The organism is Paenibacillus sp. JJ1683, assembly GCF_053006485.1.
In genome coordinates this window covers 5,636,648-5,656,887 of record NZ_CM129820.1, presented here as the reverse complement: position 1 = coordinate 5,656,887, position 20,240 = coordinate 5,636,648, and the positions used below count along the sequence as shown (strand labels likewise).

At 45.1% G+C, this 20,240-nt stretch carries 18 protein-coding genes; 9 read left to right on the top strand and 9 right to left on the bottom strand.

What is annotated here, in order from left to right:
• Positions 1–15 precede the first annotated feature (15 nt).
• Positions 16–1,554, bottom strand: coding sequence for a gluconokinase (gene gntK / locus ACUC6J_RS24460; RefSeq protein ID WP_447249564.1), 1,539 nt, complete (start codon positions 1,552–1,554; stop codon positions 16–18).
• The gene (locus ACUC6J_RS24455) at positions 1,547–2,278 is read right to left on the bottom strand and encodes a GntR family transcriptional regulator (RefSeq protein ID WP_016822521.1); all 732 of its coding nucleotides are present in this window, start codon (positions 2,276–2,278) and stop codon (positions 1,547–1,549) included. Before ACUC6J_RS24455 ends, gntK begins: the two co-directional genes overlap by 8 nt.
• Before the next feature lie 214 nt (positions 2,279–2,492).
• Here ACUC6J_RS24455 and ACUC6J_RS24450 point away from each other — a divergent pair, with 214 nt between their 5' ends.
• Together ACUC6J_RS24450 and ACUC6J_RS24445 are read left to right on the top strand one after the other, a co-directional pair.
• Positions 2,493–3,788, top strand: coding sequence for a GntP family permease (locus ACUC6J_RS24450; RefSeq protein ID WP_016822522.1), 1,296 nt, complete (start codon positions 2,493–2,495; stop codon positions 3,786–3,788).
• A gap of 21 nt (positions 3,789–3,809) precedes the next feature.
• Positions 3,810–4,955, top strand: coding sequence for a glycerate kinase (locus tag ACUC6J_RS24445; RefSeq protein ID WP_447249563.1), 1,146 nt, complete (start codon positions 3,810–3,812; stop codon positions 4,953–4,955).
• A gap of 172 nt (positions 4,956–5,127) precedes the next feature.
• Here ACUC6J_RS24445 and ACUC6J_RS24440 read toward each other — a convergent pair whose 3' ends face one another.
• Together ACUC6J_RS24440 and ACUC6J_RS24435 are read right to left on the bottom strand one after the other, a co-directional pair.
• A complete protein-coding gene (locus tag ACUC6J_RS24440) occupies positions 5,128–6,123 on the bottom strand; it encodes a CdaR family transcriptional regulator (RefSeq protein ID WP_045244769.1) in 996 nt (331 codons plus the stop codon).
• Between the two features lie 276 nt (positions 6,124–6,399).
• Entirely contained in the window at positions 6,400–7,518 is a 1,119-nt protein-coding gene (locus ACUC6J_RS24435) for an RDD family protein (RefSeq protein ID WP_103042631.1), read from the bottom strand.
• A 247-nt stretch (positions 7,519–7,765) separates the two neighbouring features.
• Here ACUC6J_RS24435 and ACUC6J_RS24430 point away from each other — a divergent pair, with 247 nt between their 5' ends.
• Positions 7,766–8,323, top strand: coding sequence for a GNAT family N-acetyltransferase (locus ACUC6J_RS24430; protein WP_103042630.1), 558 nt, complete (start codon positions 7,766–7,768; stop codon positions 8,321–8,323).
• Here the strand turns inward: ACUC6J_RS24430 and ACUC6J_RS24425 are convergent.
• Complete coding sequence (locus ACUC6J_RS24425; protein WP_447249562.1) at positions 8,304–9,188, bottom strand: GNAT family N-acetyltransferase; 885 nt, start codon at positions 9,186–9,188, stop codon at positions 8,304–8,306. The two genes, ACUC6J_RS24430 and ACUC6J_RS24425, sit on opposite strands and share 20 nt — an antisense overlap.
• A gap of 161 nt (positions 9,189–9,349) precedes the next feature.
• Between ACUC6J_RS24425 and ACUC6J_RS24420 the strand changes: the two genes are divergently transcribed.
• Both ACUC6J_RS24420 and ACUC6J_RS24415 read left to right on the top strand, forming a co-directional pair.
• On the top strand, positions 9,350–11,302 hold the full coding sequence (locus tag ACUC6J_RS24420) for a BglG family transcription antiterminator (RefSeq protein ID WP_447249561.1): 1,953 nt from the start codon (positions 9,350–9,352) through the stop codon (positions 11,300–11,302).
• Between the two features lie 169 nt (positions 11,303–11,471).
• Positions 11,472–13,469: a fructose-specific PTS transporter subunit EIIC gene (locus ACUC6J_RS24415; protein ID WP_447249560.1), complete on the top strand. Its 1,998-nt coding sequence runs from the start codon at positions 11,472–11,474 to the stop codon at positions 13,467–13,469.
• A 146-nt stretch (positions 13,470–13,615) separates the two neighbouring features.
• On the opposite strand, the gene ACUC6J_RS24410 is transcribed toward ACUC6J_RS24415, so the two are convergent.
• Together ACUC6J_RS24410 and ACUC6J_RS24405 are read right to left on the bottom strand one after the other, a co-directional pair.
• Complete coding sequence (locus ACUC6J_RS24410; protein WP_013373818.1) at positions 13,616–13,957, bottom strand: DUF3243 domain-containing protein; 342 nt, start codon at positions 13,955–13,957, stop codon at positions 13,616–13,618.
• 115 nt (positions 13,958–14,072) lie between these two features.
• Positions 14,073–14,987, bottom strand: a complete 915-nt coding sequence (locus tag ACUC6J_RS24405) for a phosphatidate cytidylyltransferase (RefSeq protein WP_290404958.1) — start codon at positions 14,985–14,987, stop codon at positions 14,073–14,075.
• 97 nt (positions 14,988–15,084) lie between these two features.
• On the opposite strand from ACUC6J_RS24405, the gene ACUC6J_RS24400 reads away from it, so the two are divergent.
• Positions 15,085–15,627, top strand: coding sequence for a hypothetical protein (locus ACUC6J_RS24400; protein WP_016822532.1), 543 nt, complete (start codon positions 15,085–15,087; stop codon positions 15,625–15,627).
• 14 nt (positions 15,628–15,641) lie between these two features.
• Here the strand turns inward: ACUC6J_RS24400 and ACUC6J_RS24395 are convergent, their stop codons facing one another.
• Positions 15,642–16,535: a diacylglycerol/lipid kinase family protein gene (locus ACUC6J_RS24395; protein WP_447249559.1), complete on the bottom strand. Its 894-nt coding sequence runs from the start codon at positions 16,533–16,535 to the stop codon at positions 15,642–15,644.
• Positions 16,536–16,683: 148 nt separating this feature from the next.
• On the opposite strand from ACUC6J_RS24395, the gene ACUC6J_RS24390 reads away from it, so the two are divergent.
• Both ACUC6J_RS24390 and ACUC6J_RS24385 read left to right on the top strand, forming a co-directional pair.
• Positions 16,684–17,550: an SDR family oxidoreductase gene (locus ACUC6J_RS24390; RefSeq protein WP_447249558.1), complete on the top strand. Its 867-nt coding sequence runs from the start codon at positions 16,684–16,686 to the stop codon at positions 17,548–17,550.
• Between the two features lie 155 nt (positions 17,551–17,705).
• Positions 17,706–18,047: a zinc ribbon domain-containing protein YjdM gene (locus ACUC6J_RS24385; RefSeq protein WP_016822535.1), complete on the top strand. Its 342-nt coding sequence runs from the start codon at positions 17,706–17,708 to the stop codon at positions 18,045–18,047.
• Positions 18,048–18,167: 120 nt separating this feature from the next.
• Here ACUC6J_RS24385 and ACUC6J_RS24380 read toward each other — a convergent pair whose 3' ends face one another.
• A complete protein-coding gene (locus ACUC6J_RS24380) occupies positions 18,168–18,923 on the bottom strand; it encodes an AIM24 family protein (protein WP_016822536.1) in 756 nt (251 codons plus the stop codon).
• A gap of 250 nt (positions 18,924–19,173) precedes the next feature.
• On the opposite strand from ACUC6J_RS24380, the gene ACUC6J_RS24375 reads away from it, so the two are divergent.
• Complete coding sequence (locus ACUC6J_RS24375) at positions 19,174–20,226, top strand: LLM class flavin-dependent oxidoreductase (protein ID WP_126666319.1); 1,053 nt, start codon at positions 19,174–19,176, stop codon at positions 20,224–20,226.
• Positions 20,227–20,240: the final 14 nt, after the last annotated feature.

Sequence of the window (20,240 nt, the reverse complement as noted above, 5' to 3'; positions counted from 1 at the left end):
CCTGTATTTATCCTTTTAGTGTTTAATTAAGCCTCTTTGGTAATGAGCAATCCGTGTATAATCTTCTTCCAATACTCTGGATAGGTTAATGAAAATCGGTAGCAACTTCCTATATTCCTTGGTTGCTTCTTCTTTGGGTGCATGTTTGTTGGTACTGCCAATCATTTCAGAAACCACTTCAAATGATTGGATTTTTCCAGTGGCATACAAGCCTAAAATACAAGCTCCTAGACAAGAACTTTCGTAGCTTTCTGGAACGACGACTTCAGATGCGAATATATCAGACATCATTTGCCGCCAAACATCTGACCTTGCGAAGCCTCCTGTAGCTTGGATTCGGGTCACGGGACCATCCATGCATTCGGTTAGGGCCAAAAATACGGTGTATAAATTGTAAATGACTCCTTCTAAGGCTGCGCGAATCATATGTTCTTTCTTATGCGACATCGTTAAACCGAAGAATGAGCCACGTACGTCTGGATTCCATAAGGGTGCACGTTCACCAGCTAGGTAGGGATGGAATAACAATCCATCAGACCCTGGTCTTACGCGTTCAGCAATTTTGGTTAACACATCATATGGATCAATTCCTAGTCGTTTCGCTGTTTCTACTTCTGATGAGGCAAGCTCGTCACGAATCCAGCGAAGAACCATCCCGCCATTGTTTACCGGTCCGCCAATGACCCAGTGCTTTTCCGTTAAGGCATAACAAAATATTCTTCCCTTTTCATCTGTTTGCGGCTTGTCTATGATGGTTCGAATGGCACCGCTTGTCCCAATAGTGACGGCAACTTCGCCTTTTCGTATCGCATTGACACCTAGATTAGAGAGAACTCCATCGCTGGCCCCAATGACAAATGGTGTTTGTGGATCGATCCCCATCTTTTTTGCTAAATCTGAATTACAGTCGGTGAATATTTTGGTTGTGGGCACGAGCTCAGATAGTTGAGAAGGGGTTATACCCGCAATTTTTAATGCTTCTTCATCCCAATCCAGCTTTTCGAGATTCATCATGCCCATGGCTGAAGCCAGGGAATAATCAACAACATATAAATCAAAGAATTTTTTGAAAATGTATTCTTTAATTCCGATATACTTTTTAACTTTGATAGCGATTTCAGGAAGGTCATTCACAATCCAAGCTATTTTAGTTAAGGGTGACATGGGGTGGATGGGTGTTCCTGTTCGTCTGTAGACCTCTTGGCCGTTCAACTCCTGTTTTATTTGATGTGCCCACGCTTCACTGCGATTATCTGCCCAAGTGATACAAGGCGTAAGTGGTTGATCATGTTCATCCATGGCAATAACACTATGCATGGCACTGCTAAATGAAACAAACGATAGTTTTTTTTGTGAGTGATGTTTCATGATATTCGAAGTCGCTTGTAGGACTGCTTGAAAAATCTCCTCAGGATTTTGTTCAGCTGTCGCTATATCTGGTGTATAAAGCGGGTACCCGATATTTTCTTGTTGGATGACTTCACCTTTTTCACTAAATAAAACGGCTTTCGTACTGGTGGTTCCGATATCTATACCTAACATGTAGTTAGTCATTTTGTGGCACGACTCCTTTGGACAGCAGTTGTTGGGACATCCATAAGTCTTCTACTTTACCTTGAACATCATCAAAGTTTTCATGTAAAGACTTAATCATAAGGTCTCTATCTTTTGCCTGGATTGCTTCAATATAAAGTTCATGATTTGATACAATCCGTGTAAAGTCTTCATACTTTTCATTGAAACGCATACGCATCGACAACAGAATGAGGCTTTCCATCACGGGCTTTAGGTTATTCCAGATCATCAGAATGTATGAATGATTAACTGCACGAATAATCGTTTCATGGAACAAGACATCTTGATATGAAAACTCATCGGCATCACTATATTTGACTGCGACTTTCATCATTTCGAGTATTTTACTAAGTTCCTTTGCTAAATCATGAGTGTCCATCTTTATAAGACGTTCAAATACGAAGGATTCTATAAGTAGACGAACATCATAAATTTCTTCTATTTCTTTCTCTGATAGACCAATAACGACCGCACCCATTCTTTCGAGTCGGATGATATTTTCAGAAGCCAATATTTTTAACGCTTCACGAATGGGGGAGCGACTTACAGCAAAATCAGCAGCTAATTTATTTTCAGATAGTATGGTACCGCTTTCAATTGAGCCAGAAATAATGCGCATTCTAAGCTCGGATGTTACACGGTCTCCAGCAGAGGCTTTGAGAAGCCATTTGGAGGGATATAGGAATTCACTGGACAGAACCATAAATTCACCTTCTCATTAATCAAGTATACTTGTATACAAGTATTATAATCTAAAATTTTAAATTTGCAAGCGTATTCATTAAATTGATTTTGTAAGCCTGTTCGGGCCTTTTTGTGCAAATGCACAATCAATTTCGTCTGTTCTTCAATATAATTCACACGTTGCAATCGATATAATGAAAGCGTAATCAAAAATTGCCCGGGGGGTTAGGCAGATGGAAGGGTTAACGATCAGTTGGATAGGAGCTCTAGCAGGGCTGGCTATTGCAATTATTTTGATATTGAGAAAGCTGAATCCGGTTTACGCTTTATTTTTGGGAGCTATTGTAGGCGCTTTATTGGGCGGAGCCAATCTGGAGCAAACGATCAGCGTATTAATTAGTGGTACGCAGAGCGTGATGGGGACGGTCATTCGTGTGCTCGCGGCAGGTGTATTGGCAGGCGTGATGATGGAGTCTGGGGCAGCGGAGACGATTGCACAGGCTATTGTGAAGAAGTTTGGTGGCAGTAAAGCGATCCTTGCACTAGCGTTAGCGACGATGATTATTACAGCAGTAGGCGTATTTATTCCCGTGGCAGTGCTCATTGTGGCACCTATTGCCTTGTCGGTTGGGAACAAAATGGGGATTTCCAAGCTGGCTCTTCTGCTGGCCTTGTCTGGAGGCGGAAAGGCGGGGAACATTATCTCTCCGAATCCCAATACCATTGCGGCGGCGCGTGGGTTTAATCTGGATTTAAGCCACGTTATGTTGGCGGGTGTGGTACCTGCGATATGCGGATTAATCATGACGGTTCTGGTGGCGTCTATGTTGAAAAACAAGGGCGTGAAGGTATCCGAACAGGATATTATGGATAGTGATGTCGATACGTCGAAGTACCCAGCATTGGGACGGGCAATTGTAGCCCCGGTGGTAGCCGTTATTTTGCTGATGATTAACCCGATTGGTTCCATCTCTGGCATTGAAGCACTGTCGAACTTCAAGGTCGACGCGATGTACATTTTGCCGATCGCCGGGATTGTAGGTATGCTGGCCATGGGACAAGGGCGCAATATCCTGAAATATTCGGCTTCCGGTTTGAATAAAATGACGGCAACCGTGCTCATCTTGATCGGTGCAGGCGGAATTGCGGGTCTGATATCTGCGTCTAATTTATCTGCTCAGGTAGTTGGCTTGATTGAGGCTTCGGGAGTTTCTGGCACATTTTTGGCACCGCTTGCAGGGATTCTGATGGCGGCCGCCACAGCATCGACTTCAACTGGCGTTATTTTGGCGACTGGCTCGTTTGGGGAAGCCATTCTGAACATGGGGACAGCCCCGTTAGCTGCTGCTGTGATGGTGCATACAGGAGCTACCGTCATTGATTCCTTGCCACAGGGCAACTATTTCCACGTTACGGCAGACAGCATGAAAATGAGCATTAAGCAACGGATGGGATTAATCCCTTATGAAGCTATTGTGGGCGGAACTATGGCGATTGTAGCAACCATATTGTATGGATTCATACTTTAATATTCACGATGGGGTGACAAAATGAGAGAGAAAACATTTGTACTGGCACCGGATTCTTTTAAAGAAAGCATGACGGCAAAGGAAGTGTGCATCGCAATGGAGAAAGGATTGCGCAAGGTCTATCCGACAGCCCATTATGTCCACGTTCCGATGGCAGACGGTGGTGAAGGAACAGTGCAGTCACTGGTGGATGCGACAGGCGGGCAGCTTCGTTACATGGAGGTGACAGGACCGCTTGGAGAACCTGTAAAAGCGGCATATGGCTTGCTGGGAGACGGCACCACTGCGGCAATCGAAATGGCATCTGCCAGTGGAATCCATCTGGTTAATAGGGACAATAAAAACCCGTTAAAGACAACAACCTATGGTACGGGTGAGTTAATACGTGAGTGTCTGAACCAGGGAATTCGAAAAATTATCATCGGCATTGGCGGAAGCGCGACGAATGATGGCGGTACAGGTATGGCGGAAGCGCTGGGAGCTAGATTTCTGGATGCGGCAGGCAATACTCTTCCACGCGGCGGCGGCAGTTTGGGCGAGCTGGACAGTATTGATATTTCATCACTGGATGACCGCTTGCAGCAGGTGCAATTGATTGTAGCCTGTGATGTGACAAATCCGTTATGTGGGGAGCATGGGGCATCTCGTGTATTCGGCCCACAAAAAGGAGCAACCCCGGAAATGGTGCAGCAACTGGATGCTAATCTTGCCCATTATGCGGATGTGGTGAAGCAGCAGCTGGGCAAGGATGTGCGCGATCTTCCAGGCGCGGGTGCAGCAGGCGGATTGGGCGCCGGTTTATTGATTTTTACTCAGGCGGCGCTGCAAAAGGGCATTGAAATCGTGATTGAATACACCGATTTAAAACAGAAGCTCGCCACGGCCGATATCGTATTGACGGGAGAAGGCGGCATTGATTTTCAGACCAAATTCGGTAAAACTCCGTATGGAGTAGCTCAGGCAGCCAAACAATCCGGCAAAAAGGTCATTGCGGTCGCAGGTTATATCGGGGAAGGGATCGACACGCTATACAAGGAAGGAATAGATGCGGTGTTTGGCATCGTGCCGGGAGCCTCGGAGCTGAGTAAGCTGCTGGCCGAAGGGCCACAAAACGTAGAGCGTACATGCGAGAATATCGCGAGAGTGCTTCAAATCAGTGAGAAATGATCGGATTGATAGGCGAGGAACATAAAACGGCATAATATAATTACAATGGAATACGAGCGCTCGCCTGTAATCCCGGTTTTCATTAGCCAATGGAGATTGGCAGAAAAATTCGGGAGTGACGGCGAGCGAAAATAGGATATAATCGCAGCATGATCTGGCGTGATACAGCAGTTCATTGATACAGCGCCAATAAGCCGTGCGTAAGTTCAAAAAGCTGAAGGAGATTCCGGGGATCTTTGCCAGTTAAGGTATGGATGCGCTTCAAGCGGTATTGCAGTGTATTTCGATGAATGTTTAATTCATCTGCGGTAAAGGAGACACTGCCATTATGATTAATAAAGCTCCGCAGCGTATCCAGCAAATCCACGGTATCTTCCAGCTTGCTGACCAGGTGGATTGTGTTAGTCAGGTTGGTTTGGCTTAATTTGACCAAGAATTCGACTTCTGCAAAAGAGACAATCTGCACAGGTGGACGCAGAGCTAGTACAACATTCATAGCGGACTTGGCTTGCATATAAACATCCGCAATGCTGTGCTCTTGTCTGCTGATGGCAATTAGCACATCAGGATGGCTGCGTACAAGTGGTTCCAGTAGCTTGGTCGTTGGTTCCTGATTTTGCATCAGGATGAGATAACTGTCTTCCTCCATATGAAAGGATGGATGCTGCATGAATATATTGGATAACTCGGCGAAATGAGCAGGATCGGAAGGAAGATGCTTTACATATACGGCCGAAGTTTTGAGAAGCAAATCAATGTGATATTGAGCAGCTTCTTTTTTTATTTTTTGGGTATAGGCTCCCTGATGATTTAAAAGCATTTCCAGTACAGATTTTTTGCGGTTGGCCTCATGGGCCAAGTGCTCCAAGGAAATACGCTGTTCAATCAGGAGAGACACCGTAGTTTTAACAATATTGCAAAAAGGACGCACTTCGTCAGGATTGCCTGAAATACCAATGACACCAACTAGCTCATGATGAATGACTATCGGTTCATTGGTTCCTTTTTTCTCGTAATGTCCGTCCTGCCACACTTCAATCATTTTCCCGGTTTCGAGCGCCTGAACAGCCCCTTGGTGAATGGTTCCGATTCGTTCACTCTCGCCGCTGCCAATGATGATGCCTCGTTCATTCATAATATTGATATTGTATGGGATATCCTTCATCATTTTGTCTACGATGTCTTGGGCTTGTCTTTCGGAGAGCGGAAACAGATCAGGATTCCTCCTTTATCTAGTGATGTAAGGTGTTTTACTGTATCACATTAATTGAAAGGGCTTTCAATTTGTTGTGCATCTGAACAATATAATAAAGCAGGGCGCCGAACATGTCAGCCTATTTTATCATAGATATCAAGAATAGCTGTATGCAAAAAACAGGGCTCCAAGGAGCACCTGTCTTTTGCGTCTTATTCTTTCATTATTCGTCCTGGTCCGTCACGCTGTCTAAGGTCGAACCTCACGAAAGCTATAGGTAATATCATGAATTTCTTTCTTTAAACGGCTATATTTTGATGCAGGCGTATACCCGATGATCTGATAGAAATTATTTTCAGTCTCAATAATAGCTACATGGGTGACATAATGGTTTATATCTTTCTGTCCTTTAATCGTGAACTGAGTGGCAGGATATCCTTGAATCGTGGTGTTGGATGAAGGTCCTACCGTAGAGAGATTAAACTCTTTGGTCATGTTGTTTTGAATTTTCTTTGTGTAGTACTGGCGCGTTACATTACCCAATTTCTCCTTCGAATTGGATCGTACGATAACAGACTTTTGAATGTAGGGATTGAATATCGCAATATCTGCTTTTCCTTCCCGGTCCGGGTCTGTCGACCAGTCTAATGGGGCAGAAATCTGAAAATGTCCATCTCTACTTACAAAGCTCTGCTCCTGCTTGCTTACCGGAGCTTCACTGGACTTGTAACTGTTTGCCAGTACAAAAATAGCATTTACAAACGAGGCTCCCAAGATCACCATTGCGGTAAAAAATATGAAGAGCGACCGTCTCATTGTCTTTTTGCTAATCGGCTCCAAGTCCCGCACCTTTACCACATATGTGCCTGCAGCTAAATCACCAATTCGTTGTCTAGAGGCAGTTACTAACACGCTGATACCAGCAGGTAGTGAACCCATTAGCAATGGATTGGTGTCTATTAACCTGAGCAGCGTACGAATGAGTGATTTAAGAAAACCAGGAGGTCTTCCTTCTCCGTTAACCACCTTAATACGAAAAACGAATTTGCCAAGCGTATAGCCTGTGTAACCTTCCAAGAGCAAATAATAGCAGAAGAAAGCTATAATCAGAAGGCAACGGGAAGCAATCGCTAAGGGCAACAACCATCTGTCTGTTATCTGAATGACTGAGATAAAGAAACAAATATACCCGATTATAAAAAATATAAAATCAAAAAGGGTTGCTCCCCAACGTCTAAACAAAATAGACGAACCGTAGGTTTTTGATATTTCGGCCATTCTGTTTGTTTCCCCATAGTTTTGCCCATGCCGAATGTACTTCTCTCTTGCTGCTACTTGTGAATTCTGTGGTATGTGCTGGTCTTCCAAATCGTACACCTCATTTTAATAATCCATAATTTAAAAACACACTCCTTATATAACGGTCTTTTTATCATCCATGATTAGGAAAATATTCTATAAACAAAGAAGTAATTATAAATATCCCTTTAGAGGTATTCTTTCATTTACTTTATAATTGGAAGAAGCAAGTAATGATCATCGAATATTGAACTTAGCGGCATAGGTATGCAAGGAAAAGCTTGCGAAAGTGAACAACGGAGAAGGTGGTGAGAATATGAAACGTGAGTTTCCGGTTATAACAACCGAACGTCTTGTATTACGAAAAATGGTAGCGACGGACAGCAAGGACATGTTGGAATACTTTTCAGATGAGCAGGTGATGAAGTTTTACGGGCTGAGCCCATTTGAGTCTGAACAGGAGGCACTGGATGAGATCCGTTGGTATGATCGGATTTTGGAGACAGATCAGGGAATCCGCTGGGCTCTTCAAACGAAGGAAGGTAAAATCATCGGTTCTTGCGGATTTCATAACTGGGATCAACGTCATCACCGGGCAGAAATGGGCTATGAATTGTCCAGAGCCTATTGGGGTCAAGGGTTAATGTCCGAGGCACTTGCGGCTGTGATCAACTATGGGTTTCATACCCTACCGTTGAACCGCATTCAGGCGCTAGTAGAGCCGGAGAATACACAATCCTTGCGTTTGCTTGAAAAAGCAGGCTTTCGGCAGGAAGGAATCCTGTCCCAGTATGAATTTACATCCGGGAAATATGATGATCTTTGCATGTGCGCACTCGTTAAATCAGAATATATCAATCGTTCTCAGAAATGAGAGAAGTAGTTGGATCAAGGGGTATACACATTTCATATTGCTCAATAGGGTCCTTCGAGAAGCCTGTTTTTTGGATAAAGCCTTCAAGAGAGTGATTGTCGGACAGGCAGATATATACCTTCTCGACCTTTTGGATTTCTGCCGCTTTATGAAGTAGGGTACGTCCAAGGCCTTGGTTTCGATGTTTGGGATCGACCCAAAGAAAGTTGATTTTACCTTGAGCACTCATAGCAATCATACCGACTCGGGTTTGATTCACCGCATAGATGCCGAGAAAAACTTCCTGTGTGCTGTTAGCGTAATAAGGTGTGTCACTTTGCCAATGGATGTGACAGTCGGTAAGAGTTGTACGAGAATCTGCGACATCATCAAATGTTAGTTCTTTAAACATGTACGGTGATGAGGGAGCGGGAGAGATTGATGGAACAGTACCGTTGTAGTATTTTAGTGTATAGCATACCTCATAGCCGTGCTTTTTATAGAACTGGACAGCCCGATCATTATCTGTAATGACTTCGAGCCATAGCTGCTGACAGTTCTCGGAGATGGCCGTTTGTTTATGCAATTCGAGCAACCTGTTGCTAATACCCTGGCCACGGTAAGCTGGACCGATGCATAGCGTGCCGCAACGCATGGTCTTATACCCGTCAAACTGCCGGATACCGCCTAGAATCAAGCCAATTGGCTGATCTTCATCCATGGCAAGGAAAGAGTGGCTCCGTGAATTACCCTCTGGACCGAAAAAACGTGCCGCGAAATCGTCTTGTTCCATGGTCAGGCGAATGGAATAGTCTGAGAATCCGAGCGAAAATGCCTGGAAAATGTGCTCCATGCTGACTTCATTGCATCTCAAATAGGTGATCACTGTTCTTCCTCCTGAAAATCCAGTATATTGGGATTGTCTTATTATACACTCCGTATGTTGCTGTAGGGTTACAATGAGTATATCGATAAGCTAATATAAGGCTAACAAAATATAACCCGGTATGCCTGGACATTCTTTATTTTGGAAGATAGGAGATTGGAATGAACAAAAGGCAAGTAGAAATTTTTCGCAAGTTGTTAACTGAATCGAACCGACTGTGGTTAGTGCAGGATCTGGCCGATCAAACGGATTGCTCAGAAAAGACGATTCGAAACGATCTAAAAGTAATTGAAGAATATCTAGTCAAGCACTCCAATGCCAATCTGGTGAGAAGACCGGGACGTGGCATTTATTTGGAGATCAGTGAAGCGGAGCAGGCTGATTTATTTCACCGGCTGTATGCAGGCGATAGTACAGCCCAGCATGAATCGGATGAGGAGAGGGTGCTGCATCTCGCCTATCGGCTCTTGATGGATGCCAAGCCTGTAACGATACAAGATCTGGCCTCTCAGTATTATGTGAACAAGACGGTGATCCGTAGAGATATGGAAAAGATTGATGACTGGCTGCACAGCTTTGATCTTGCCTTGATTACCAAGCAGCGCGTAGGCTTGACCATTCAAGGCACTGAGAAAAACAAGCGGATCGCTTTGGCGCGGATGAATCAGCTGATTGATAGTCCTGAGTTGACGGGACAGATGATGCGCAAGCAGTTTGAGCCACACGAGATTGCCACCATCCATCATGAATTAAAAGTATTTCAAAAGCATCATGAACTCAGCTTTACGGATGAAGCCTTTGAGGGTCTCATGCTCCATATTCTCTTAATGGTCAAACGAACCAAGCTGGGACAGCCCATTTCTCTCTCCGAACAAGACATTGCCTTTTTGCAGGAGAAGGTTGAGTTTACATGGGCTACTGCGTTTTTACGGCAGCTGCAAAAGTTGTTTTCCGTACCTTTTTCCAAGGAAGAAACGGCCTATCTAACCCTGCATTTGTTGGGTGGAAAGTTTCGTTATCAGCAGGAGGATAGCAAGGGGAAACACAGCGATCTGGCAGACAGCCATCCGCTTTTGCCTAAACTGATTGAGCAGTTAGTCCGGCGGATGTCGGAGCTGAATATGATTGACTTTTCCAAGGATAAGATGTTGGTGAAAGGGTTGAAAGTCCATTTATATACGACCCTGAATCGGCTTCAATATGGGTTGACGGTGTCTAATCCTATGCTGACCGAGATCAAGAAGATGTACCCTTACATGTTCGACCGGGTTATTATTACGCTGGAAGAGGTAGGGAATTTGGTTCGGTTATCGTTCCCCGAGGAGGAAGCGGCGTATTTAACGCTACATTTTCAGGCTTCTGTGGAGCGACTTCACCAGAAAGAAAGTCATCCTCAGAGGGCCATTATCGTGTGTCACATGGGCATTGGTATGTCCCAGCTATTGCGCACAAAGGTGGAACGTAAGTTTCCGGCTGTACATGTGGAGACAACTCTTTCGAAGGCAGAAGTCCAGGACTATCTGGCAACCCGGGAGTTGGATCTGATCATTACAACCGTGGATCTTCCAGAGCTTAGTGTTCCGCATATTCTCGTCTCTCCATTGCTAGATGCCAAGGATGAGCGTCAACTGGAGCAAGTGATCAGACGAATGGATGAGCCGGAACCTAGAGTCGCAGATGAATCTGTATTTTTTAAGTACACAACCCCTTTTTTAGTCTTTCCTCAGCAAGAAGTGCAGCTTCCCGAACAATTGATTTCCAAGCTGGCGCAAATACTGGAGGACAAAGGATATGTGGAAACAGGTTATGTGGACAGCGTATTGGCGCGAGAGAAAATGTCGGCTACGACGATCGGGGGAGGCATAGCCATCCCGCATGGCGGCTCAGAGTGGATAAGGCAGTCAGCCATTGTAGTCGCTACTTTAAAGAAGCCACTTACTTGGGGAACCGAGAAAGTGGAGCTTGTGTTCTTGCTTGCGGTAAAACAGGATGGGCGGGAAGAAATGCGGCAGTTATTTAAGGAGTTGTCCCTAATCAGTGAGCAGCCAGCTCTAGTTCATGCTTTATCCAAGGAGACCGATGCGATGAGACTATTAGGGAAGCTAAAGGGATAAACTAAATTAAAAGCCATGCTTTGGAGCAGGACTTATAGATAAGTCCTGTTTTTTTGTCCGTATTATTCTATTTTTCCGAAAGTTCCGGTAAAAAGTTCGCCCGATAACAGCAAAAAAGGCGGTTATACTATCAATGTAAGCGGAAACACCAGAGAGAAGGGGAATGACTATGAAGATATTAGCGATTACCTCATGTCCTAACGGAATTGCACATACGTATATGGCAGCTGAGAATTTGCAAAAGGCAGCAGCCAAGCTGGGTATCGAGATGAAGGTCGAGACACAAGGCTCCATTGGGGTAGAAAATCAACTAACTGAGCAGGAGATCCGTGAAGCGGATGGCATTATTATTGCAGCGGATAAGACGGTGGTCAAAGACCGCTTCGTCGGCAAGAAACTGCTGGTCGTTGGAGTACAGGATGGGATTCGCCGTCCGGAAGAATTGATCCAGCGGGTGATGAAGGGGAATGTGCCTGTGTACCAGGCAGAGTCACGTACCTCCGAAGCTAGCTCACAGGAGAATAAACCGAAGCAAAATCCTATCTACCGCCACTTGATGAATGGTGTATCTTATATGGTACCCTTTATCGTCATTGGAGGATTGCTCATTGCCATTGCGTTGACGATTGGCGGTGAGAAGACACCGGGCGGTCTGGTTATACCGGACGGTTCATTTTGGAAGACGGTTCAGGATATCGGTTCGGCTTCATTTACCTTTATGATACCCATCCTCGCTGGGTTCATCGCGATGAGTATTGCAGATAGACCGGGGCTTGCACCGGGTATGGTTGGCGGATTCATTGCTGCGAACGGCAGTTTTTATGGAAGTGAGGCGGGAGCCGGATTTATCGGCGGAATTATCGCTGGTTTCCTGGCAGGTTATGTTGCACTGGGTATTCGGAAAATGAAGGTTGGGCGAGCGTTACAGCCGATCATGCCTATTATTATTATCCCTGTGTTGTCATCCTTAATTGTAGGATTAATCTTTGTCTTTATCATCGGTTCTCCAGTCGCACAATTGTTTGAAGCTTTAACGGGTTGGCTTGCAGGTATGCAAGGTACAAGTTCAATTTTATTGGCACTGATTTTAGGTGCTATGATCTCCTTTGATATGGGTGGTCCAGTCAATAAAGTCGCATTTTTATTTGGCTCGGCCATGATTGGTGAAGGGAATTACGAAATTATGGGACCGATCGCCGTTGCGATTTGTATTCCACCGATTGGAATGGGACTTGCAGCAATGATCAACAAGCGTAAATTTGCACCAGCAGAACGCGAGGCTGGAAAGGCGACATTCACGATGGGACTATTCGGTATTACTGAAGGGGCGATTCCCTTCGCTGCACAAGATCCATTGCGTGTTATTCCTAGTATCATGGCAGGGTCTATGGTCGGTTCAGTCATTGCGATGTTGGGAAATGTAGGAGATAAGGTAGCTCATGGTGGACCGATCGTAGCCGTCCTTGGTGCAGTGGACAATGTATTGATGTTCTTCATTGCCGTTATTGTCGGCGCAGCTGTGTCGGTCATCCTGGTGAGTCTGCTGAAAAGAGATATTGCAACTGCAAATCCAGCTGTTGCTGGAGAAGAGACATCTGGAGATTCTGCCGCAGTAACGGAACAATCTATGATGACTACGACTGCCGCCGAGTCATCAGCTGTAGCAACTGCAAATAACGATCCAGCCGTATCTTCGCAAGCCATTCACATTGAGAAGTTGACAGATATTGTAACGATGGATCTGATTGATCTGGATCTGGAAGGAACGACACAGGATGCCGTGATTGATGAAATGATCGGAACACTTGAGAGAAATGGAGCCGTAAGTTCTGCCAGTGGTTTTAAACAGGCCATATTGGACCGAGAGAAGGAAAGCTCCACAGGCATTGGAATGAATATTGCCATCCCTCACGGTAAATCGGAAGCTGTACTGAAGCCAAGCGTGGTCTTTGGATTGAAGCGGAGCGGAGTGGACTGGAAAAGCTTGGACGGCAGTGAAGCGAAACTAATCTTCATGATTGCTGTTCCGCGTAATAGCAAGGACAATGCACATCTGAAGGTGCTGCAAATGCTGTCTCGTAAGCTGATGGACGATCATTTCAGAGAAGCACTTCTGGCGGTTACTACCAAGGAAGATGCATATGAATTGTTGTCCCAGGTACATTAATTCCATACGCTAAGCAGAACATATTGTAATCCCTAACGGAACGCGCTGCAACGATAGTAAACGCAAAAGCAGTCTATCCTCATTTAAGGATAGACTGCTCTTTTATAGTAAAAAATAAAATATTGTTTTTCATCAATTAAATATTTCTACGAGGATTGAGCCACGCGTACGAGCATATGAGCAAGCGCGTGCTGCTGCTCTTTGTCCCCTACCTTCCACAATTCCTGAAGAAGCTTCTCCTCGCTATTGCGCGGTTCTTCCTTGGCTGCCAGATAGCCTGCGATCTTCTCAGCTGCTTTTGCCATCACTTCTTCATTCAAGCCGATTTTTTGAGCCATTTCAATTTTGTCGCTCAAATAACTTTTGAATGAATCAAAGCTGCCCAAAATGTCATCCTTTTTGCTGTCGTCTATCCGATTTAACGCGTCATCTACTTTGTTCAGTGCCACTTCGCCTTCCTTATTTACAACATGATTGTGCTCTGCCATTTCTAACGCCTCCTCAAGATTGTTTTCTAGGATAAGGACTGCTTGCGGTACAGTAGTACTTACCCCGGCTCACTAAAATGAAAACGGTGAGAAGCGGAGTGCAGGGAGACAATTGCTACATAAAGTCGAAAAAATAACGAATTACGTGAAAAAAGACGGGCGAGGTGTAGGTCAAGCTATCCACCCGGCTTAAGTAGCTTTTTTTCAAAGCATCGAACTTATCATCATCACCGATTAATAAATCTCGCTTCAGCACGGAAACCGTTAAGCTCCCGAAGAAACCGCTCAAGCTAATCAACATGCCGAAAATAATCCCAAATTTCAGATCAAACGGCGTCAGGTATGGATAGATTAGATAGGAAGTCGCTATGGTTACGGGAAAAGCGAATGCAAAGCCTTCCCAAGTTATATTGGGATTGGATGTCGGGACGATTTTCCGCTTGCCGAAATAGAGCGATGCCAGATAATGTGCGACATCATTGAGTTGTGTCAGTACCACTAGAAAAAGTACAAGTTTCGCTCCGTATTGCGGCGTAGCAAACTGAAAATATGCCAGGTGACTCAGTCCAAAAACCATCAGCATGAGTCCCCATTGAGTCGAGCTGACACTGCGCAAGAAACCAACGGTTCCTTTATTGATCAATCGAGGGAGCGGCAGCAGCAAGAATACATAGATAGGGATAAAGACAATAAACATTCCATACCACCCGATATAAATCCAATAAAACTGTACAGGAATCGCCAAGTATGCCCATAAAAATAACCTGCGGTCAGCTTTTCTAGATCTAATCATGGAGAAGTATTCTTTTAACGCAAAGAAAGTAAGCACCATCAAGGAAAGCAGTGAAACGATCGGATTGAAAAGTGTTGCCAGGCAAAAGATAAAGAACATGCCCCACCAGGTCTTGATGCGAAGCCCAATAGCTGCATAGTCTTTGTTTGGCTGTGTTTTGGCTACCACTATATAAATCAGATGGATGATTAATAAGGCTATACAAATGAGGGTTAACGTGAATAACGAGCTGTCCATTGCGACTCACCAACTTATAGCAAAATAGGATTCCATGAAGGGGGTCCTATGTTATTATGAAGGAATAATTCAAACTTGATAAGGGGAAATTTCGTAAATGGTAGCTGATCAGTCCGTTTTTATCTTGCTTACGAATACGGGAACGTTTCTTACGAGAGTCATTAAAAGCTATACAAGAGCGCCATACAATCACGCCTCCATTTCCTTCGACCGAGAACTTTCGGAGTTATACAGCTTCGGGAGAAAGACCCCCAGTAACCCTCTGGATGGTGGTTTCGTGAAAGAGGATATTAAGACAGGTACATACAGCAGATTTCCGAATACAACATGTGTTATCTACGAGCTTCAAGTAACCAATCGCGAAGTCGAAAAAATGAAGAGAGTTCTACACGTTTTTATCCGAAGCCGACAAAAATATATGTATAACTTACTGGGCTTGATTGGCGTTGCACTCAAAGAACCAGTCGAGTTCAGTAATTCTTATTTTTGTTCGCAATTCGTCGCGGAAATTTTACAGCGATCCGGCATAAAAATATGGAACAAGTTGCCTGCCCTTATCACACCAGACGATTTTCGGCAAAGTGACCGATTCCATTTGATCTACGAAGGAAAATTGAGCGAGTATGAGCCTCAAGCCTGAGGATAAGCACCGTATTACTCAGACTCCTCAGGCACAATCACCTCGATATGACGAGGTAGAATACGAACCTCAATAGGCAAAGACGGTCCTTCCTCACCATCTACATTCGTACTGACCGATTCTGCGGAGCTGACACTTACATGCTTTGCGGTAAAGTAAACGACGTCTTTATGATCCTTCAAGTTGCCCAAAAATAAGGATATACTGGCTGTCACCGTATTCAATATATTGAGGTTTTTGAAAATAAAGCAGTGAAGCAGGCCATCATCAACTGCTGCCCCGGGCACCAGTTTCTCAAATCCGCCAACTGAGTTGGTTAAAGCAGCAAGAAAGAGTGGGGATTCGCCTTCCCAAGTCTTGTCATCATAGCGAACGATAAGCGGATGGGCAGGATGGTTGATCAGTTCTTTCATACCTTCTTTAATGTAGGCAAATGTGCCAAACATGGATTTATCGTCTGACGACACAGCGGATAGCGATTCGGCAAGCGAGCCAGTGGCAACAACATTAGCAAACATTTGACCGTTTAAGAGGCCCATATCTACGGCTTTCACGCGAGCAGAAGTGAGTGTACGGATCGCCAGTTCGGGACTTAGCGGAATTTGTAAGGCACGGGCAAAATCATTGACCGTCCCAAGAGGGATGACCCCCAGTTTTGGACGATGGTCTTGATCCATGAAACCATTAATGGTTTCGTGGAGCGTGCCATCTCCACCGAGGGAAACGACTAGATCATAAGTTTCCTGACAAGCAGTGACGCAAAAACGGGTGGCATCAAGTTCTTGTACCGTCTCTTCGACTGTAACAGCGTATCCTTGCTCACGTAGAATTTCTTCTACGTTTCTGACATGTTGGAGGGACTCCTCTTTGCCGGAAGAGGGATTTACAATGACCATAGCTTTCTTCATACACATATTCCTCTCTTTGTGGAAGGTCTGGGTTACCAGGGTTACCAACCCTTACCCGTAAAGCATACCTTTAGACTCTAAATTAGACATGTATCATATTTTTAGTTACTATATAAAAGTAAATAAAAATATGAATGGAGGATTTCGTATGAAAATCGCATTAACAGGAGCAACGGGGCAGCTGGGGGCCATTGTGGTAGATACATTGCTTGCATCCGTTCCGGCACAAGATCTTATTGTTAGCGTAAGAAATCCGGAAAAAGCCGAGGGGTTACGTAATCGTGGCGTTGACGTTCGTCATGGCGATTTTGATAAGCCGGAAACGCTGGATCAGGCATTTGCTGGTGTAGACCGACTGTTGATTATATCCGCAGACGGAGATAATGATACTAGAATTCGTCAGCATAAAGCGGCTGTTGATGCTGCTGTGCGTGCGGGAGTGGGCTTCATCGCGTATACCAGTGCTGCCAATGCCGCTGACAGCACTCTATTCCTTGCACCTGTACATCGTATTACGGAGGAGTTCATACGTGAGTCGGGTATTCCTTATTCCTTCTTGCGTAATAATTGGTATCTTGAGAATGAAGCAGGCACGATCCAATCCGTACTCGCAGGAGCTCCATGGCTAACCTCGGCAGGGTCCGGTAAAGTAGGTTGGGCAACCCGTGCTGATTACGCGGAAGCGGCTGCAGCCGTGTTGTCTGGCGAAGGGCATGAGAATACCATATACGAGCTCTCCGGTAAGCCGATTACCCAAGAAGAGTTGGCAGCCATACTTGCCGAGGTCCTAGGTAAAGACGTTTCTGTACAGCAAGTGGACGATGCTGCGTATGCCGAGATTATGCTCGGTGCGGGAGTACCGGAAGGTGCCATCCCTATTGTGGTAGGCATTCAACAGGCAATTCGCGAAGGAGCCTTGGATGTCGCAAGCAACGATTTAGAGAAGCTGTTGAAGCGTCCCCTTACACCGCTTAACCAAGGGATTAGTGAACTAGTCAAGCAAATTCAAGCATAATAACCGTACTGTCAAGAACGGATGCTACCTAGGAAGGTTAGCATCTGTTTAGTTACATTCATAAGTGGAACCGCGACTGACTATCCAATATACTTGTAGGGAACTCCAAGGTAGGCTTGGAATAGAAATAATATATGAATGGAGTACATAATACCATGTCTAATTTGCCAAACTGTCCTGAGTGTAATTCAGAGTACACCTATGAGGACCGCAGTCTGTTCATTTGCCCGGAATGCGCTCATGAGTGGTCTGCCGAGTCAGAATCCGTAAGCAGTGAAGATGTAAAAGTCGTCAAAGATGCGAATGGTAACATTCTAAAGGATGGTGACTCTGTAACGGTCATTAAAGACCTTAAAGTGAAGGGAAGCTCTTCCGTCTTGAAAATCGGCACCAAAGTAAAAAATATCCGTTTGGTTGACGGCGATCACGATATTGATTGCAAAATCGATGGTTTTGGAGCAATGAAGCTAAAATCGGAGTTTGTCAAAAAGAATTAAAGTGTACAGCAGAGAAACTATTCAGTTCCATGAGGATTAAAAAAAGGAGAAGCCGAGGCTTCTCCTTTTTTACTAGCATTTGGCATCATTGGGCTTCCAATGCTCATGCCCACATAGATGTCATAGTGGTGCTAGCCATACGGTTCCGGTTCCCCTGTATACATTAACCAGCCCTTCGCCGGAAGCGGCCGAGCCCATTTTGGTTTTTCCCGATTTTTCGACGGTGAACTGTAGGGTGTTGGACCACATAAGGGCAAAGTTGCCATCCACCTTGAGCACATCATTTTGCAATTCTATAACGACCGCTTCATCAGAAGGGATCGGTGCTTGAAGTGCCAGCACTCCTTTTCCACGGGCGCTTAAATTAAATAACCCTTCTCCGCCCAGTGCAGCAGAAGAAAGATTACTGCGTGCAACGACGGATATGTCCAGCGTGGTGTCGCAAGCTAAAAACAATCCGTCTTCGATGGCAATGTCATCATTATCCACATCAATGAGCCAAATATATTGGTAGGTAGGCTCCAGCATAATGGTCCCCGTGCCTTTATAATGCGGTTTAATAGCACCTGTCCCCGTTACAGCACCGGATACCAAGTTTCGCATTAAGCCTCCGACGCCTTTTACACCGGTAGTCATTTCCATGCTGCCTACAGTATATTGCATGGCACCTGCCCTCATCATAATCTCACTATTATTGATTTCGATCATGAGCTGCTTGCGGCGCATGTTACTTTTGCTCATATAGTAATTGTCTTTTGCAGCTGCAACCGAGGTGCAACTCAAATCTGTTATGTATTCCAGTACCGTAAATCCACCTAATTGGTCAGTGATGGCAACATTGCTGTTATCCTTTAAATTATTAATGACAAAAGCCATAATGTATGTGCCTCCTTGTTGTTTTCATGGTGTGGGGATGGAAATCTTATTTATTCCATACCATAAATTCGACAAAGAGACTGCTTTTCCTGCGTGGATCTCGGCACTTCTCTCGCCTGATTTTCAGACTCAGAAAAGGAGAGCTTGAAAAAGATACGAAAAAGGTTCAATATAAAGATATCGGTTTTTAAAATGATTTACTTTGGAAGCAGCCGAATAAAAATGAAACATACAATAGGGGGTAGCATAAGTGGAGATAGGTATAAGCACGTTTGTAGAAACAACACCGGATCCCCAAACCGGTGAGGTCATCAGTCACGCACAACGGATACGTGAAGTGGTCGAGGAAATTGTACTTGCTGATCAGGTAGGACTGGATGTGTACGGCGTGGGAGAGCATCATCGTAAAGATTATGCGGCATCTGCTCCGGCTGTTATACTGGCTGCTGCTGCGACACAAACCCAACGAATTCGTCTAACCAGTGCGGTTACGGTGCTTTCATCGGATGATCCGGTGCGCGTGTTTCAGGACTTTGCTACGCTGGACAGTATTTCGAATGGACGAGCTGAGATTATGGCAGGCCGAGGTTCTTTTATCGAATCGTTCCCGTTGTTTGGATATGACCTGGATAACTACGATGAGTTGTTTGATGAAAAGCTGGAGCTGTTATTGAAAATACGTGAATCCGAAAAAGTGACCTGGAAAGGCGGACATCGGCCCGCAATCAACAATTTGGGCGTGTACCCGCGTCCGGTGCAAAATCCTTTGCCTGTATGGATTGGGAGTGGAGGCAATCAGGAATCAGTGGTTCGTGCGGGCTTGCTTGGATTGCCGTTGGTGCTTGCCATTATTGGAGGCAGCCCTATGCAGTTTGCACCATTGGTGGAGTTGTACAAAAAGGCAGCTAAACATGCAGGTCATGATGCATCGCTGCTTCCAGTTGCATCCCACTCGCATGGTTTTATCGCGGAGACTACCGAGCTTGCAGCGGATAAGTTTTTCCCTTCCACTCAGCAGAGCATGAATGTGCTTGGGCGTGAACGTGGTTGGGGTCCTTATACTCGTTCCAGCTTCGATGCCGCGCGCAGCTTTGAAGGAGCATTATATGTGGGCGATCCTGATACGGTAGCCAAGAAAATCATTCACCTCCGTAAACAGGTAGGCATTACACGGTTTCTATTGCATGTGCCCGTCGGCACGATGCCGCATGATGATGTCATGAGAGCTATTGAATTATTGGGAACAGAGGTAGCGCCACGGGTGCGTGAAGAGATATCAAAGTGGGAATCCGAGAACAAATAGGCGGATTGACCTTA